Raw genomic sequence first — 15,242 nt, forward strand, 5'->3', positions numbered from 1 at the left:
TCAGCTCATGAACGCTGAGCGCGTCAGCGTGTACCCCGTGCCGGTCGGGCGCAGGGGAGTTCCCTCGTCGTCATAGTGCAGACGTGCCGATTCGTCGTGGCACTGCGGCGGCTTTCCGGATGCCTGCACGACTCGCCACCAGGGAACCTCGCTGCCGTAGCGCGCCATCACCCAGCCGACACCTCGAGCCGAGCGAGATCCGAACTGCGCGGCAACCTGCCCATAGCTCATCACCTTGCCCGGCGGAATGGACTCGACGACAGAGAGCACTGCCTCGACGAAGTCTTCGTTCACGCTTGGCGCCGACTATATGGTGAGCTGGCCGACGACCTCGCCATACTCGGTCTCGTCGACGGGGCTGAAACCGACGGCGAGGAAGAACTGCTCGGGACCACCTTCGCCTGGCTCGTACATGACGTTGATGTGCTGGAAGCCGCGTTCGCGCGCCTCAGCGGCAAGCGCGTCGACAGCGAACTTTCCAACGCCCTGTCGCTGGGCCTCGGCGTCGACGTTGATGCGCCACAGAACGCTCTGAAAATACTCGTCCATGCCCTCGTGATCGAAGTTGCCCTGAACGAAGCCAACGACGTCGTCCCCATCGAGAACGACGCGCTGCCAGGTGGTGGCGGGGTTCGTGACGGCAGCGGCAACCGAGTACGACACCGGTGCCACAAACTGCTCTTGGCCCGGACGCAACGACAAGGCGTTGACCGCCACAATCGTCGATGCCGACAATTCCACTACTCGCATCTCACCCATGCTCCCAGGCTAGCCGCATCAGGCCCTCGACCGGAAGAGGGGCTACGCCGAATTGCACACCTGAGCCACGTTGGCCTCGGCCTGCTCCGCGGCAGACAGGCTCTTGCTCAGCATGGAGTTGTCAACGGATTCGGGGTTCTCCTCCGTTGCCTTCGCAGCATTCGCGAATTCGCCGTTAAAGTCCTTCAGCGCTGCCGTCATAGCATCGACTGCCTTTTTGACGTCTCCATGCGAGATGGTCGAGACGTCTTTCTCGAACGTCGTCACGGCGGCGTCGAGGTCGTCGCGCGCGGTTGCGGGGTCGTCAATGAGAGAGCCACTCGAATTCGTGATCGCCTCGACAAGTGCGAGGTCGGCGCTGCTGAAGAGATCGCACGCCTCGCTCTTCGACTGAGCAGGAGCGCACCCGGAGAGCACGCCGCCGACGATGAGCGCGAGAGCAAGCGGAGCGAAGCGTGACGTCATGTGTCCCCCTATCGTTCTCGACGGTAGCCGATTTTCGCCTGTCGGTGTCGACAGAGAGACGATGACAGGATGGAGGCATGACAGTGCCGCCTGCCTCCGCAACGCTGCTTCCCGGTTTTGAGGGCACAACGCTGCCCGACTGGCTGGCCAGGCGGCTTCGCGCCGGACTCGGTGGCGTCTGCATCTTTGGCCCGAATATTGAGGATGCCGCCCAGCTGCGTCGCCTCACCGATCAGGTTCGCGAGGCGAACCCGCTCGCGATCGTCGCGATCGACGAAGAGGGCGGAGACGTGACGCGGCTGCACTACGCCACGGGCTCGCCGTACCCGGGCAACGCCGTGTTGGGGCGGCTTGACGACACAGCCGTCACGGCACGCGTCGCGGCAGCCGTTGCCGCCGAGCTGCGCGCATCCGGGTGCACCCTTGATTTCGCGCCGAGCATCGACGTCAATTCAAACCCCCTCAATCCGGCGATCGGGGTGCGCAGCTTCGGCGCTGACGAGCAGCTCGTCGCCCGGCACGGCGCGGCCTGGATCACGGGGCTGCAGGGCGCCGGCGTGGCCGCCTGCGCAAAGCACTTCCCGGGACACGGAGACGTCGACGCCGACTCGCATGTTGCCCTTCCTGTTCTCGACATCGATCGAGAGACCTTGCTGGCGCGCGAGCTCGTGCCCTTCGTCGCCGCCATCGAGGCGGGCGTCGCGTCGATCATGACGAGCCACATCATGCTCCCGCAGATCGACCCCCTCCACCCCGCGACGATGTCTCGTGTCGTGATCGAGGGTCTGCTGCGGCAGCAGCTCGGCTTCGATGGGCTCATCGTCAGCGACGCCCTCGACATGGCGGGGGCCAGCGCCGAGATCGGCATTCCCGAGGCGGCGGTGCGAGCGCTCGCCGCGGGCGTCGACCTGCTCTGCATCGGCACGGCGAACACCGATGAGCAACTGCGTGACATCGAGCGGGCGATCGCGGATGCTGTCGCGGGTGAGCGGCTCGCGGCATCCCGTGTCGAACAGGCGGCGGCCCGCGTACGCATGTTCGCGTCGCGCACAGGGGTCTCTGACACGGCAGCATCGCCGGAGACGTTCGACGATGCCGCGATTGCCGAGGCCGTGCGGGCGATCTCGACGTCGGTTGGAGCGCCCGAGCTCGACGAGGCGCGAACGCCCGCCGCCGTGCTGCGCCTCGATGCCGTGGCGAACATTGACGTCGGCTCGGCGCCGTGGGGCCCGTTCAGCCTCGACGACCCGTGGCGGCGAACCCCGGTGACGCGCATGGATCTGGCGCACGACGACCCCACCACTGTTGCACGTACGCTTGACGCCGACGCGAGCCCCGGAACGATCATCGTCGTCGGCAAGGGCAACCACAGGCATCCGGCCGCGATCGCCGTGATCGACGCTCTTCGGGCCGCTGGACGGCAGGTGCTGACCATCGACATGGGCTGGCCCTCGGACGATCGCGCCTATGCAGACGTTGCAACATTCGGCGCCTCGCGGCTGATGGGGGCCGCCCTCATTCGGCACATCTTCGGCCCGGACGCCTGACGGCGGGCACCGGAATTCACCAGAACCCGCTACGCTCGGAGGCGGCAGCCCGCAGAGCCCGTGCTCAACGCCCGCCCGCTGAAACTCAGAAGGAAAACATCAATGGCTGAAGTCATCATCGTCCCGTCCGCAGAAGAAGCGGGTTCCCTCGTCGCAGACGAGATCATCTCGCTTGTCGCGGATAAGCCGAACGCCGTGCTCGGCCTTGCGACCGGGTCGACCCCGCTGCCGGTGTATCGGGCGCTCGCTGGCAGGCGCGACGAGATGGACCTGTCGAAGGTCTCCGGCTTTGCGCTCGACGAGTACGTCGGGCTGCCGGCATCCCACCCCGAGAGTTACCGCTCGGTGATCACACGTGATGTCGTGGAGCCGCTCGGTCTCAACCCCGAATTCGTGCACGTTCCCAACGGAGCGCTTGAGTCGATTCAGCACGCGGGCGTTGACTATGAGGCGGCCATCGCGGAGGCTGGTGGCATCGACCTGCAGATTCTCGGCATCGGCACAGACGGGCACGTGGGCTTCAATGAGCCCGGGTCATCGTTCGCGTCGCACACGCGCGTGAAGACGCTCACCGAGCAGACGCGGCGCGATAACGCCCGCTTCTTCGACTCAGAAGACGACGTACCCATGCACTGCATCACGCAGGGGCTCGGCACGATTCAGCGTGCACGGCACATCGTTCTGCTCGCGTTCGGGGCGGGCAAGGCGCGTGCCGTCGCCGGTGCTGTGGAGGGCCCCATCACGGCATCCCTGCCGGGTTCGTCACTGCAGCTTCACGTGCGGGCGACGGTCATCGTCGACGAGGCCGCGGCGGCGGAGCTGAAAAACGCCGACTACTATCGGCATGCATACGCGAACAAGCCCTCCTGGCAGGGCCTTTGAGCCTCTGAGTCCCTGACGCGCGCACTCGCGTGCCACTCAAGCGCGCACAATCGCGTGCCACTTTTTGCTGAAATTTCGTCGCTGAAGGAGCAAAGAATGGCACGCGATTGTGCGCGGCTGAGACGTCTGCGGCGCGGACCCCGGGTACGGATGCGCAGGGCGCGGGCGCACACAGGTACAGACGTGTGGGATGCTCGGCGCTAGGCGGTGTCGTTGCGTGGCGCTGTGGCTTCCGCGGCCGGAGCCGGACCAGCGGCCGTGGCTGAAGCGGGTGCCGGTGTGGCGTCCGCCGGTGCAGCGGTGCTGGTTGCATCGCTATCGCTGGAGACCTCGCGAACTTCCTTCTTGAAGATCTTCATCGACTCGCCGACGCTCTTGGCAAGGCCCGGCAGCTTGGGAGCCCCGAACAGCAGCAGCACGATGAACAGAATGATGACGAAGTGCCATCCGGTGAGATTGGCGAGCATGCGGACCTCCACGTCGAAACGCTCAAAGACTTAAGTCTCTCCAGCATAAGCGCTGCGCTCGGTTCTTGCTGAGAATCGGGGTCGGGTCGAGAATCAGGGCCGCGCGCAGAACCTGAGCGTCAGAACACCTTGCCGGGGTTCAGGATGCCCAGAGGGTCGAACACCTGCTTGATCTGCCGCTGCAGGTCGAGCTGATCCTCGCCAAGCTCGTCGCCAAGCCACCGCTTCTTGAGAATGCCGATGCCGTGCTCGCCCGTGAGCGTGCCGCCGAGCTTCAGCGCTGCCAGAAACAACTCGTCTGCCGCCGCCCATACCTGATCGGGAACGTCCGGCCCGTCAAAGATGAAGTTGGGGTGAAGATTGCCGTCTCCCGCATGAGCGAGCGTGGGGATCGTGATGCCGAACTTCTTCTCGATCGCGGCGATCGCATCGAACATGTCGGGCAGCGCCGTGCGCGGAACCGAGACGTCTTCAATGAGCGTCGTTCCCAGCGCCTCGAGCGACGGGTGTGCGGCACGACGGATGGCGAGCAGCTTCTCTGCCTCGTCGCGGTCGGTTGTCATGTCGGCATCGCCGCCGCGACCTGTGATGATCTCGAGTGCTCTGTGGGCATCTTCTGCCGCGCCGGGGCCGTCGAACTGCACAGCGAGATGCGCGTTGCCCCGCTGCGCGAGCGAGCTGCCGACGAATGCGTCGATCGCGCGCAGCACAGACGGGTCGATGAGCTCCATCACGGCGGGCTGCAGACCCGCTGCGGTGATCGCGGCGGATGCTGCGGCGGCATCCCGAACCCCGGGATAGAACGAGGCGATGGCTGCCAACGTTCCGGCCACCTCCCGGCGAATGCGCACCGTCGCCTCGACGATGACTCCGAGCAGCCCTTCCGACCCGACCATCAGTGCCGTGAGGTCGAGGCCCGTAACGCCCTTGACGCTGCGATGGCCAAGGGTGAGCAGCCGGCCGTCCGGCAGCACCACCTTCAGGCCAAGAACAGCATCGCGCGTCACACCGTACTTGGCGCACAGCAGTCCGCCCGCGTTCGTCGCGATGTTTCCGCCGACCGTCGAGATCGCCTTCGACGCCGGATCAGGCGCGAACCACAGACCCTGTTCGCCGAGAATCTCGTTGAACCGGCCATTCAGGATGCCGGGTTCGACAACGGCGAGCAGATCGGACTCGTTGATCTCGAGCACTCGGTCCATCGCGAGGGTCGAGAGCACGATCTCGCCTGAGCTGGCGATGGCTCCTCCCGCGAGCCCTGTGCCAGCGCCGCGCGTCACGACGGGCGTGCGCGTCTGCGTCGCGATGCGCATCGTCGTCTGTACGTCAGCGATGGTGCGGGCGGTGACGACGGCGAGCGGTGCGGCGGCCGAGCTATGGCCCGACTTGTCCAAGCGCATTGCGTCGAGCTGCGCGGCATCCGTCGATACCGCATCGCCCAGCGCCTCGGCGAGCTGGGCCGCCACATCAGTCATGGTTGCCGATCTCCCTGCGCCCGCTCATGACGCCGCTTGTGACAGCGACAACGGCGAAGATTACCGCGACGATGGGCTGCCCCATGTCCCACCATGCGAAGACCGCGGTGCCCATCACGGCGATCTCGACGATGGCTTTGCCGAAGACATCCATCTGGAACACCGCCTTGGGGGAGCGGAACAGTGCCCAGAGCACGATGGCGATCACGGGTGCGCCGATGCCCACGACGACATTCCAGGGCAGAGCGAAGCAGATGAAGCCCCAGAGGCCAAGGGAGACGAATGCGAAGATCTCGAGAACGAACCGCACGATGTCGATGACGCTGACGCGAACGGGTTCAGATGTTGAAGTCACACATCAAGTCTACGATGCCTCATGGCGCCGGTCGGCGCGGCGTCAAGCGCCGGGGCGCCCAACGCGCGACAGGAACGCTTGCGTCTCGGCCTGCTGTGGATGGTCGAAGAGTTGCTCCGGCGTACCGGCCTCAATGATGCGGCCCTGCGAGAGGAAAATGACGCGGTCGGCGACCCTGCGGGCGAATGACATCTCGTGCGTCGCCATGACCATCGTGCTCCCCGCCTGTTTCAGCTCACCGACGAGATCGAGCACTTCGCCGACCAGCTGAGGATCGAGGGCGCTCGTGATCTCGTCGAGAAGCAGCAGTTCGGGCTCTGTCGCGATGGCGCGCGCGATCGCGACGCGCTGCTGCTGCCCTCCCGAGAGCCGGTCGGGGTACTCGGCAGCCTTCTCTTCCAGGCCGATGCGCCGCAGCAGCTCTCGTGCGCGTGACTCCGCCTCGGTCTTTCCGATGCCGAAGACGTTGCGGCTCGCCAACGTGATGTTGTGCAGAACAGAGAGGTGGGGAAAGAGGTTGTAGTGCTGAAAGACGACGCCGATGCGTGCGCGCACGCGATCGGCGTTCACGCGGGGATCGGTGATGTCATCGCCCTGCAAGAAGATCTGGCCGTCATCGACGCGCTCAAGAAGGTTGATGGTCTTCAGCAGCGTTGACTTTCCTGATCCGCTCGCGCCGATCAAAGCAACAACGTCGTGTTCGGCGACATCGATGTCGATGCCCTGCAGCACGGCAGTATCGTCGAACCACTTCTGCACACCGGTGACGCGAAGCACAGGCTCTGGCGTGGCGGGTCGCTCGCTCATACCTGTCCTCCCACCTGCTCGCGGCGTTGCGCTCGCGCCGTGTACCAGTCGGTGAGCCGGATCATCGGCCACGACAGCAGCACGAAGAGGATGCCCGCAACAACGTATGGCGTGAAGTTGTAGATGCTCGCGACTTCGATCTGCGCGGCTCGGATCGCGTCGACGGCGCCGAGCACGGAAATCAGGCCGACGTCCTTCTGCATCGAGACGAAATCGTTCATGAGAGCCGGTGTCACCTTGCGCACCGCTTGGGGAAGAACGACGAGCCGCAGGGTCTTCGAATACCCGAGCCCGAGCGACCGCGCCGCCATCCGCTGTGATGGGTGAACGGCTTCGATTCCCGCGCGCAGCACTTCGGCGACGTACGACGAATACGTCAGCGTCAGAGCGACGGTTCCCCACACCTGCATGGGCAGGCGATCGGTGAACCCGAGAGCGGGAATGCCGAAGCCGACGAGATAGAGAACAAGCAGAAGCGGGATGCCGCGAAAGAAGTCGGTGTAGATCGCGGCGCCGAGGCGGATCGGCGCAAAGACAGCGCCGCGAAGCGTTCGTGCGATGGCGAGAAGGGAGCCGAAGATTCCCACGAGAATGGCGGCGAAGAAGAGCACCTGAATGTTGAGCCAGAGGCCGACGAGGATGCTGGGAAAGGAGGCCATTGCGGTCTCGACGTCGAAGAACGAACGGCGCACGTCGTCCCAGCCGGGACTGTTGACGAGCACAATCCACACCACGACGGCGAAGACGATCGTGCTCGCCACGCTGATGACCAGCGACCGGAGCGTCTGCTTACGTCGATAGGATCGGCGTTCACGCTCGACGCGGCTGGGTTCAGGCCGCGCAGGGCCCGTAGACGTACTGGTATCTGCGTCGTTTGTCACGAGGTGTTGGGATGCTCCTAAGACAGGACTGTGGCGCCGGCGTTGTCAGCGAGCCACTTCTCGGCGAGTTCGTCGAGTGTGCCGTCGTCGCGGAGTGCATCGACGGCTTCCGTCACCGCATCGGTGAGGGGCGAGTCGTTCTCGAGCAGCAGTGCGAGTTCGTCGCCGCCTTCTGAGCTCTCGAATTGCCCAACCAGAACGCCGTCGTCGAGCACAGCGTTTGCATTGTAGAACGCCGTGGGAAGGTCGGTGACGAGTGCGTCGATGTTGCCGGCGATGAGTGCCTGAACCGTATCTTCGTTGCTGTTGAAAATGGCGGGATCCGTGCCGATCGCCTCTTTCACCGCCGCGATCGATGTCGAACCGGCGGCGACGCCGACCTTCACATCGGCGAGGTCGGCGAGCGACGTCGCCTCAGCGGCAGAGCTCCCCTCCAGGCTCACGACGCCCTGCGTCGTCTCGTAATAGGGAGATGAGAAGTCGACGGCCTTTTCGCGGTCGTCGTTTGCCGAGAACTGCTGAATGTTGATGTCGAAGTCCTTGGGCCCGGGCGCGATCACCGTGTCGAACGGAGTGCGAATCCAGACGACATCCGACGTATCGAAGCCCAGCTCATCAGCGACGGCGTAGGCGACAGCCGCTTCGAATCCTTCACCCGACTCCGGGTCGTCGTTCTCGACCCAGGGCGAGTAGGCAGGCTCGCCTGTCGCGATCGTGAACTTCCCCTGCGTCACGGTCTCCAGGCCGGAGTCGCTGCCGTCGGCGGCATCCTGAGGGGTCGACGCCGAGCACGCGGACAGCGCGATCATTGTCGCTGCGGCGCTGGCAATGGCAAGTGATCGCAGAACGAAACGAGTTTTCACGGGGGTCCTCTTCAGATGCTGGGCGCGCACAGGGAAACGGCGCCACTGAGTAACAATATCGTCGTTCGGCATCCCGGTGCGCGGGCATGACGAATTGTTGCTCTGTCAGTCGGCAAGACGCCAGTCTGCAAAGTCGAAACCGGGCGTCACAAGGCAGCTGACGAGCACATCGTCGTCGCCCGGGATCGTGCGCTGCCAGCATCCGGCGGGAACGATGAACTGCTGGCGCGCATTCTCTTTGCCGGGGGAGCCGAGCAGCGCAGTCTCACCGGTCTCGCTTGGGTTGTCGCCCGTGCCCCCGAGCTCCAATCGCAGTGCGCCCGGCCCATGCCACATCCAGACTTCGTCTGATGCGACAACATGCCAGCGCGAATGCTCTCCTGCGGGCAGCCAGAAATAGATGAGCGTCGCTGCGGGCCGATCGCCTCCAGGTGTCGCGAGTGCATCGGCGGCCGTGAATGTGCGACGGTACCAGCCGCCTTCGGGATGCTGTTCAAGGTTCAGCTCGCGGATGGCGTCGAAGGTCATGCTGATCATTCCTCTCTGCCGTAGACGGTCTCGCCCGCCACGATCGTTCGCCTGCAGGTGCCCGCTCCGGCCTCGACGAGTTCGCTGAGAGCCTCGCGCGGCGTGGTGTCGGCGACGTCGAAGAACGCCAGGTCGGCGAGGGCACCGACGGCAAGCTGCCCGACGCGCTGCGTTCCGGTGCCGAGCCCGAGCGCGTGGGCACCGCCGAGCGTGACGGCGTGGAACAGCCGTTGGTGCAGATCGCTCTCTGCATACCCCTGGTCGCGTGCGATTCTGTGCAGCTGCGCGACGTCTGCGAGGGGGTCGAGGCTCGGCGATGACGACAGCGAGTCGGTGCCGACCCCGATGAGGTTTCCCTCGCGCAGGTAGGCGGCGACCGGCGGTGCGTCGAGCCCGATCACCTCGTTCGAGCGTGGGCAGAGCGCGACTGCCGTTCCGCGTGCGCGCAGCAGTGAGCGATCGCGCCCCGTCATGTAGATGCCGTGGGCGATGTGACAGTCGGGCCCGAGCACGCCGAGCTGGTCGACGAACTGCGTTGAGCTCACTCCAACGCCGCGGCTGCGCAGTGCCCGGAAGCTCTCGGCGTTCAATCCCACCCAGGCATCGTCACTTTCGACGTTCTCGTTTTCGAAGTGCGCCTCGGCCAGGTGGATGTGCAGCCGCATGCCGCGGTTGCGCACGACGTCGGGGATGTCGAGAAGCGGCTGCACCTCGAGCGAATACGGAGCGTGCGGTGAAACGCCGACGCCGGGGGTTGCCGGCATGCTGTCGAGGTCGGCGATCGCTGCATCGCGGCCGTGAGCCCGCCAGTCGGCGTTGCTCCAGCCCATGACTTCCCAATACGCAATGCCGTGCAGTCCCGCGTCGTGCAGCGCCGAGACCGCATCGCGATCTGTGACGACGTCGGCGAGGGCCGTCGTACCCGTGGCGACGGCGAGCCGTGCACCCTCGGCGGCGGCAGCGCTCCAGTCATGGGCTGCGCCGTTGCGGTCGTAAACCGCGTCGAACGCCGCTGCCCAGTCGTCGAATCCGTCATAGTGCCGAGTCGCCACATCGGCCATGCGCGTGTACTGAAGGTGCGTGTGCGCGTTGACGAGCCCAGGCGTGATCACGCCATCCCAGTGCTCTTCGGCAAAGTCGATGCCGGCATCCTGCAGAGATTGCAGCACCCAGGGGCGCTCGCCGACGTGCAGAATGCGATCACCGCGCACCGCGATCGCTCCGTCGCGAATGCGCGGTGCCGTGACCGGGATCACCAGCGGTGCGCTGTACACCGTGACCGTCGCGTGTGCGGGCTTTTTCGGTGGAATGCTCGGCGCGCTGAGCACATCGTGCGAATAGCGGCTGCGCTCGGGAGCGGACGGCGCGACCGACGGCGGGGCATCAGAGCTCGTGGATGCTGCGGCGCCATGCCGCGCGCCGAGTGCGAGCAGCGCGATCTCGTTCTCGCGCTCCGGTGCGAGGTGGTGCAAGCCGGGAGCAAGTGCTGGGGAGTCCGTGAGCACACCAGCCGCGAGAAGCTGCTCGAGGGCAGCGAGCTGGGCGGCGAACGACAGGTCCATGATCTCGATGGGGTTTCCGCCGGATGCTGTGTAGTTCACGCCGTGCCCGTGCGCGAGCACGATCACATGGTGGTCTCCGAGAGTGAGGTCGCTGACCTGCGGGCCATGCTCGTTCCACATCGCGTTCGGTGCGTCGAGCTCGCCATCTGTCCCGCCCGCGACGGCGAAGACTGTCTGCTGTGCCGCGGTGCTGATGAGCTGTTCATCGATGGTGCCGCGCACACCGGATGCTGACACCACGATGTCCGCACGGCACACGCCCTCCGCTGCCGGCAGCACCTCGAATCCATCGACTTCAGCCGCGAGCGCCCGCACGGGATCGATCTCTGTGACAATCACCCGGGCACCCAGCGCTCGTGCATGGCGACAGACGCCTTCGCCGACGGGGCCGTACCCGAGCACGAGCCACGCCGCGGTGAGCGGGTCGCACTCGCTAATGCCGTCCGACCGCGCTTCGTCGAGCAGGTCGACGATGGCGAAGACGCAGGTCTGCCCTGTGCCATACCTGTTGTCGAACAACGTCTTCACGCGGGCGTCGTTGACGGGGATTACGGGAACGGCCAACTCGCCGGCGTGATCCATGTCGCGGAGCGGGCGCACGCCGCTCGTTGTTTCTTCCGCGGCGCCGCGTAGGTGAGCAATGGCATCCGGATGCTCGTGCACGAGGCGAATCAGGTGTGCGCCGTCGTCGATCAGCAGCTGCGGGTGCCAGCGCACCAGATCCTGTGCCTGCTCGTCGTCTTCGTCGGCCGTCGCATCGGGGGAGCCCAGCACGACGATGCCGCGTGCGCGCAGCGCTGCCGCAGCTTCGGGGTCCACCTCGTTCGCGGGTGCGAACACGCGCACGTCGGCGCCTGCGCGAGCCAATTCGATCGCGAGCACAGCGGTCTTGGGCTCGAGCACCAGCACGATCCCGATGCGCACTCCGCGCACGGCGCCGCTTCCCGCGAGGCGCGACGCCAGGGCGCGCGTGACCGGCATCGCTCCCGCCGCCCAATCGATGCGAATCGATCCGCGGTCGGCAAGAAAATTCTCGTGAACGGGCGTGGAGCTCCAGGCCGGAGCGCGAAGAATATCGGTATCGATGATGACAACCTCGCCCCGCGGGGCGAGTGCGGCACGCAGTCCATGCGGAAGCACCCGATCGCTTGCCGCGACATGCGCTGCGAGCCCCGATGCGCTGCTCAGCACAGCCGCGTCATCGACGATGATCGGCGCGTGCGAAGCCGTGTCGTCGTGTGTCGCCGTCGCGTCGTCGAGCCATACGCGCACCGTAGCCCTCTCAGCATCGGTCAGCACATCGAGAAGAATGAGCACATCGCACTCGTCGATGGCGACGATGTGGCCGCCCATGCCCTGCACGATCGCCCGCAGCGACGCCGCGGCATCCTGATTTCCGATAATGGCAAACCGCGTGCCGGCGACCAGACGGTTCGTGATGCGGTTGAACGCCGCGAGAATCGATGCTGCCTGTTCCCGGTGCTCGGCTGAGGGCGAGGGGGCAGAATCGTCGGGGAGCGGCACTCGCTCATTGTATTGTGTGGCAGTCGCTACGCTGCAACGAAGCCCGGCACATACTGCGCACCGCAGGCCTCTGCCAGCGACGACCCGAAAAGCGCTGCTGGCGTGAACGCGCCGCCCCGCCCCGCCCCATCGAGCAGGCGGCGCGCGATCTCGGCTGGCACAATTCCGGTGAACGTTGACGCGTCGTCGACCCGCAGCCACCCGTCACGAACCGTGCCGTCCGACCACTCCACATGGGCGTGACCCCACGAATATTCTCGGGGTCGCGGGGCGGCGGGCACCGACATCCGCGCGAGTAACCGTTGGGCGAATGCGGCGAGGGGTCGAATCGACAAGAGCGCCGTCGCTACGGGCATCACGAATCGAAACGCTCCGGTCGGGGCCATGCTCGATGCGCCGATCACAACCGGTGCTCCGCTGGTGCGCGCCGCAGCCGAACCATCGCCAAGGGGCATGCTCGCGGTCAGAACGTCTGTGCCATCCGGAAGGGTGAGTCGCATCCTGCGGCTTCCCAGTCGCCCGGCGGCTCGATCGCGGTAAGCGAGACCGCCGATCAGTGAAGCGGCGAGCGATTCCCCGACCTTCCCTGCTTCGGTCTCCATCGAGGGAACCATATCGACGCGAACGCGAGTGGGTGCGGGGCGGCCTTCGAGCAGTTTGACGAGGATGCTTTCGGATGCCGTGACGCCGAACCCGGCCCCCGTCACCGCGGTCTGCCCCGCAGACGCGAGCTCGGCGTCTCGCTCAAATAGCGAAGAGAAGGCGGCTCTGTCGTTGGCGATGTCAATGTAGTGAACGCCGGTCGCGATCAGCGCAGCCGCAGTGTCGGCAAACGGAGCGATGGTGTTGATCACGATCTGCGGACGCTGCCGCCGCACCTCGTCGACGATCTCGTCGATCGACGCCGAGACGACAGTTCTGCCGCTCTCGCCCGCTGCCGCAGCGAGCCGCTCGGCATTGCGACCGACCAGCACCGGTTCAATGTGGCGTTGCCGCAACTCGGCGGCGATTTTCTGTGCGCTGCGGCCTGTGCCACCGAGTATCCATACGTCGTTGCTCATGCGCTGTTCCCATCTCGTCTATGCGCTTCACGTCTGTGTGCTTCTCGTTGAGCGCATCGTGATGACACGCCATGTCATCACCCTACACCGTGATGACATGACGTGTCATCGGCTAGGCTGGAACCGTGAGCAGATGGGAACCCGGCGCGCATCGGAGGCTGGAGAAGGCGGCGTTCGAGCTCTTCGCCGAGCGCGGATTCGCGGCGACGACGGTGCCCGAGATCACAGCGCGCGCAGGATTGAGCACGCGAACCTTTCACCGGTACTTCGCCGACAAGCGCGAGGTGGTCTTCGGCAGCGAAGAGGTGCGAGCGGAGACCGCGCAGGTGCTCGCTGATTCCCTGCCCGACACCGAACCGCTTGAGCTCATCATGAGCACTCTGCGCATATTCGCCGAGCAGCGTTTCGAGGGTCGGCGCGACGAGGTGCGGCTGCGTCGGGAGATCGTGAACTCCGACGCGGGGCTACGCGAGCGCGATCTGCAGAAGCGCGAAACGGTAGGGGCGGTCGCGCGTGAGGCGCTGATTGCGCGCGGCGTGCCCGCCCGGCAGGCGGCGCTGCTCGCCGAGACCGGCGTCACACTGCTCTATGTCTCGGTGCAGGAATGGCTCGGCCGCGACGACGACACCCCGCTTGCAGACATCATCGCCGACACGCTCGAGACTCTGCGCTCTGCCCTGATCTCCGACATCGCCGTCTAGCCGATCCGGCGCCGAAGCTCCGCGACACCGTCGTCGTCAACATCCGTGAGAAATTCACTGCGGCCGGCCATGACCATCACCAGGCTCAGCAGCGGTCCCCGCACGAGTGGCCCGCTGCCCGCAGCGAAGTCGGTGTCGCTGGCCTCCAACGTGAGCCCCTTGACCATCCGATGGCTGTTGACCGCAAAGTCTTTGGCCGCGAAGTACGTCGCAACCTCGCGCACCGCGTCAGGGTCGGGTGTGAAAGTGATGCCGAGCGGACGCGCGATGTCTTGACCGTGCACGATGACCTCGCCGAGCCACGCGGGGTAGTCTCGCGTCGGCGCGATGGTGAGTGTCACCGAGCGACGAAAGTTCTCACGGGTCTCGTCCACAGTGCGGCCGAGGTGCTCGGCGAGGCGGCGGGCATTGTGCCTGTCGGGGTTGAAACCAGCGAAAAGGATGCTGCGCAGCCACGCCCACCGTCCGGTATTCGCGGCAGCGGTGAGGTGGGCGACGACCTGCTGCACCGTCCACTCGCCGCACAGTGAGTCGGCGTGCCATTGCTGGGCGGTCAGGCCGTCAAGCATGAGTGCAACACGGGCGCGCTCGGCGTGGATGAGCTCCCAGTACTCGTCTGCGGTTCGCGTCACGTCGTCCTCACGATACTCACCGGCGGAGAGCTCGTTCGACCAACAGGTGGGCGCCCGGCCCGGTCAGAAGCTCGGGGTCGATCGCGCGGCCCGACGCAGCGAGGAGGAGATCGACGGCTTCGCCCGTCACATCGGGGCCATCGCCCCACGCGTCGCCGGTAGCGGCGTCGACCAGGCGGCATCCTTCCGCGATCTCCCGACCCCCGCCGAACGATGCCGGTGTGCGAAGTTGATAGGCGAGCGCCTCATGCACCCCGACGCTGGGGTATTCGCCCGGAATCCCGAGTGGGCGGCGAATGTCTTCCCCATGAACGATTGCTTCGACGAGCCGCGTTGCGCGGTGTGCCGGTGGTGTTTTTTGCAGGTGCTCTGCCTGGCGGAAGGCTGCCAAGGTCTGCTGCGGGTCGTCGCGTTTGAAGCGACTCACGCCGTTGTCGTTTGCGCGGTCGAAGTCGCCCCGTGCGCGCACCATGCTCCAGACAAATGCGCGCTTCCCTGTTGTCGCCGTATCGACCAGATGGGCGAGCACATCATGGACGCTCCAGCCTCGGCACAGCGACGGAGTCTCCCACTCTGCGAGTGAGAGCGGTGCGAGATCGGCGATCAGGCGCTGGCGTTCGGTATGCACGAGCGTCCATACCTCAGATGTGGAGAGCGCCATCGCGAGCATCCTTTCGCTTCTCATTTAGTAGTCAGGGCTATAGTAAGAGTAGTATGAGCTACGAGTCAAGTA

17 protein-coding genes are annotated in these 15,242 nt (G+C 65.6%); 3 read left to right on the forward strand and 14 right to left on the reverse strand.

Going from position 1 to position 15,242, the window contains the following annotated elements; translation table 11 throughout:
- The 3 genes from HCR84_RS04480 to HCR84_RS04490 are packed head-to-tail and all read right to left on the reverse strand — an operon-like array spanning nt 1 to nt 1,224.
- Nucleotides 1–294 (reverse strand): MGMT family protein, encoded by a 294-nt coding sequence (locus tag HCR84_RS04480; RefSeq protein ID WP_166984072.1) that lies wholly within the window; start codon nt 292–294, stop codon nt 1–3.
- 12 nt (nt 295–306) lie between these two features.
- Nucleotides 307–759 (reverse strand): GNAT family N-acetyltransferase, encoded by a 453-nt coding sequence (locus HCR84_RS04485; protein ID WP_166984071.1) that lies wholly within the window; start codon nt 757–759, stop codon nt 307–309.
- A gap of 42 nt (nt 760–801) precedes the next feature.
- Entirely contained in the window at nt 802–1,224 is a 423-nt protein-coding gene (locus HCR84_RS04490) for a hypothetical protein (protein ID WP_166984070.1), read from the reverse strand.
- A 77-nt stretch (nt 1,225–1,301) separates the two neighbouring features.
- Here HCR84_RS04490 and nagZ point away from each other — a divergent pair, with 77 nt between their 5' ends.
- Entirely contained in the window at nt 1,302–2,771 is a 1,470-nt protein-coding gene (gene nagZ, locus HCR84_RS04495) for a beta-N-acetylhexosaminidase (protein WP_166984069.1), read from the forward strand.
- A gap of 102 nt (nt 2,772–2,873) precedes the next feature.
- Complete coding sequence (locus HCR84_RS04500; RefSeq protein WP_166984068.1) at nt 2,874–3,653, forward strand: glucosamine-6-phosphate deaminase; 780 nt, start codon at nt 2,874–2,876, stop codon at nt 3,651–3,653.
- Nucleotides 3,654–3,853: 200 nt separating this feature from the next.
- Here the strand turns inward: HCR84_RS04500 and tatA are convergent, their stop codons facing one another.
- From tatA to HCR84_RS04545, 9 genes are all read right to left on the reverse strand, one after another.
- Nucleotides 3,854–4,120 (reverse strand): twin-arginine translocase TatA/TatE family subunit, encoded by a 267-nt coding sequence (gene tatA / locus HCR84_RS04505; protein ID WP_166984067.1) that lies wholly within the window; start codon nt 4,118–4,120, stop codon nt 3,854–3,856.
- 119 nt (nt 4,121–4,239) lie between these two features.
- Nucleotides 4,240–5,595, reverse strand: coding sequence for an FAD-binding oxidoreductase (locus HCR84_RS04510; protein ID WP_166984066.1), 1,356 nt, complete (start codon nt 5,593–5,595; stop codon nt 4,240–4,242).
- Nucleotides 5,588–5,950: a YrdB family protein gene (locus tag HCR84_RS04515; protein WP_166984065.1), complete on the reverse strand. Its 363-nt coding sequence runs from the start codon at nt 5,948–5,950 to the stop codon at nt 5,588–5,590. The genes HCR84_RS04510 and HCR84_RS04515 overlap by 8 nt, the downstream gene beginning before the upstream one ends.
- 42 nt (nt 5,951–5,992) lie before the next feature.
- The gene (locus HCR84_RS04520; protein ID WP_166984064.1) at nt 5,993–6,757 is read right to left on the reverse strand and encodes an amino acid ABC transporter ATP-binding protein; all 765 of its coding nucleotides are present in this window, start codon (nt 6,755–6,757) and stop codon (nt 5,993–5,995) included.
- Entirely contained in the window at nt 6,754–7,638 is an 885-nt protein-coding gene (locus HCR84_RS04525) for an amino acid ABC transporter permease (RefSeq protein WP_166984063.1), read from the reverse strand. Before HCR84_RS04525 ends, HCR84_RS04520 begins: the two co-directional genes overlap by 4 nt.
- 17 nt (nt 7,639–7,655) lie before the next feature.
- Nucleotides 7,656–8,501 (reverse strand): ABC transporter substrate-binding protein, encoded by an 846-nt coding sequence (locus tag HCR84_RS04530; protein ID WP_244972564.1) that lies wholly within the window; start codon nt 8,499–8,501, stop codon nt 7,656–7,658.
- Between the two features lie 105 nt (nt 8,502–8,606).
- Entirely contained in the window at nt 8,607–9,029 is a 423-nt protein-coding gene (locus HCR84_RS04535) for a cupin domain-containing protein (protein ID WP_218043614.1), read from the reverse strand.
- 5 nt (nt 9,030–9,034) lie between these two features.
- Nucleotides 9,035–12,115 carry an adenosylhomocysteinase gene (locus HCR84_RS04540; RefSeq protein ID WP_166984060.1) on the reverse strand — a complete coding sequence of 1,027 codons (3,081 nt, stop codon included), beginning with the start codon at nt 12,113–12,115 and terminating at the stop codon, nt 9,035–9,037.
- A 26-nt stretch (nt 12,116–12,141) separates the two neighbouring features.
- Nucleotides 12,142–13,176, reverse strand: a complete 1,035-nt coding sequence (locus tag HCR84_RS04545; protein ID WP_166984059.1) for a saccharopine dehydrogenase NADP-binding domain-containing protein — start codon at nt 13,174–13,176, stop codon at nt 12,142–12,144.
- A 125-nt stretch (nt 13,177–13,301) separates the two neighbouring features.
- Between HCR84_RS04545 and HCR84_RS04550 the strand changes: the two genes are divergently transcribed.
- Complete coding sequence (locus HCR84_RS04550) at nt 13,302–13,877, forward strand: TetR family transcriptional regulator (RefSeq protein WP_166984058.1); 576 nt, start codon at nt 13,302–13,304, stop codon at nt 13,875–13,877.
- Here HCR84_RS04550 and HCR84_RS04555 read toward each other — a convergent pair.
- Nucleotides 13,874–14,509 (reverse strand): maleylpyruvate isomerase family mycothiol-dependent enzyme, encoded by a 636-nt coding sequence (locus tag HCR84_RS04555; RefSeq protein WP_166984057.1) that lies wholly within the window; start codon nt 14,507–14,509, stop codon nt 13,874–13,876. The genes HCR84_RS04550 and HCR84_RS04555 overlap by 4 nt on opposite strands.
- 16 nt (nt 14,510–14,525) lie before the next feature.
- Nucleotides 14,526–15,170 (reverse strand): maleylpyruvate isomerase family mycothiol-dependent enzyme, encoded by a 645-nt coding sequence (locus tag HCR84_RS04560; RefSeq protein WP_166984056.1) that lies wholly within the window; start codon nt 15,168–15,170, stop codon nt 14,526–14,528.
- Nucleotides 15,171–15,242: the final 72 nt, after the last annotated feature.

The organism is Paramicrobacterium fandaimingii (genome assembly GCF_011751745.2).
GTDB classification, from domain to species: Bacteria; Actinomycetota; Actinomycetes; order Actinomycetales; family Microbacteriaceae; genus Paramicrobacterium; species Paramicrobacterium fandaimingii.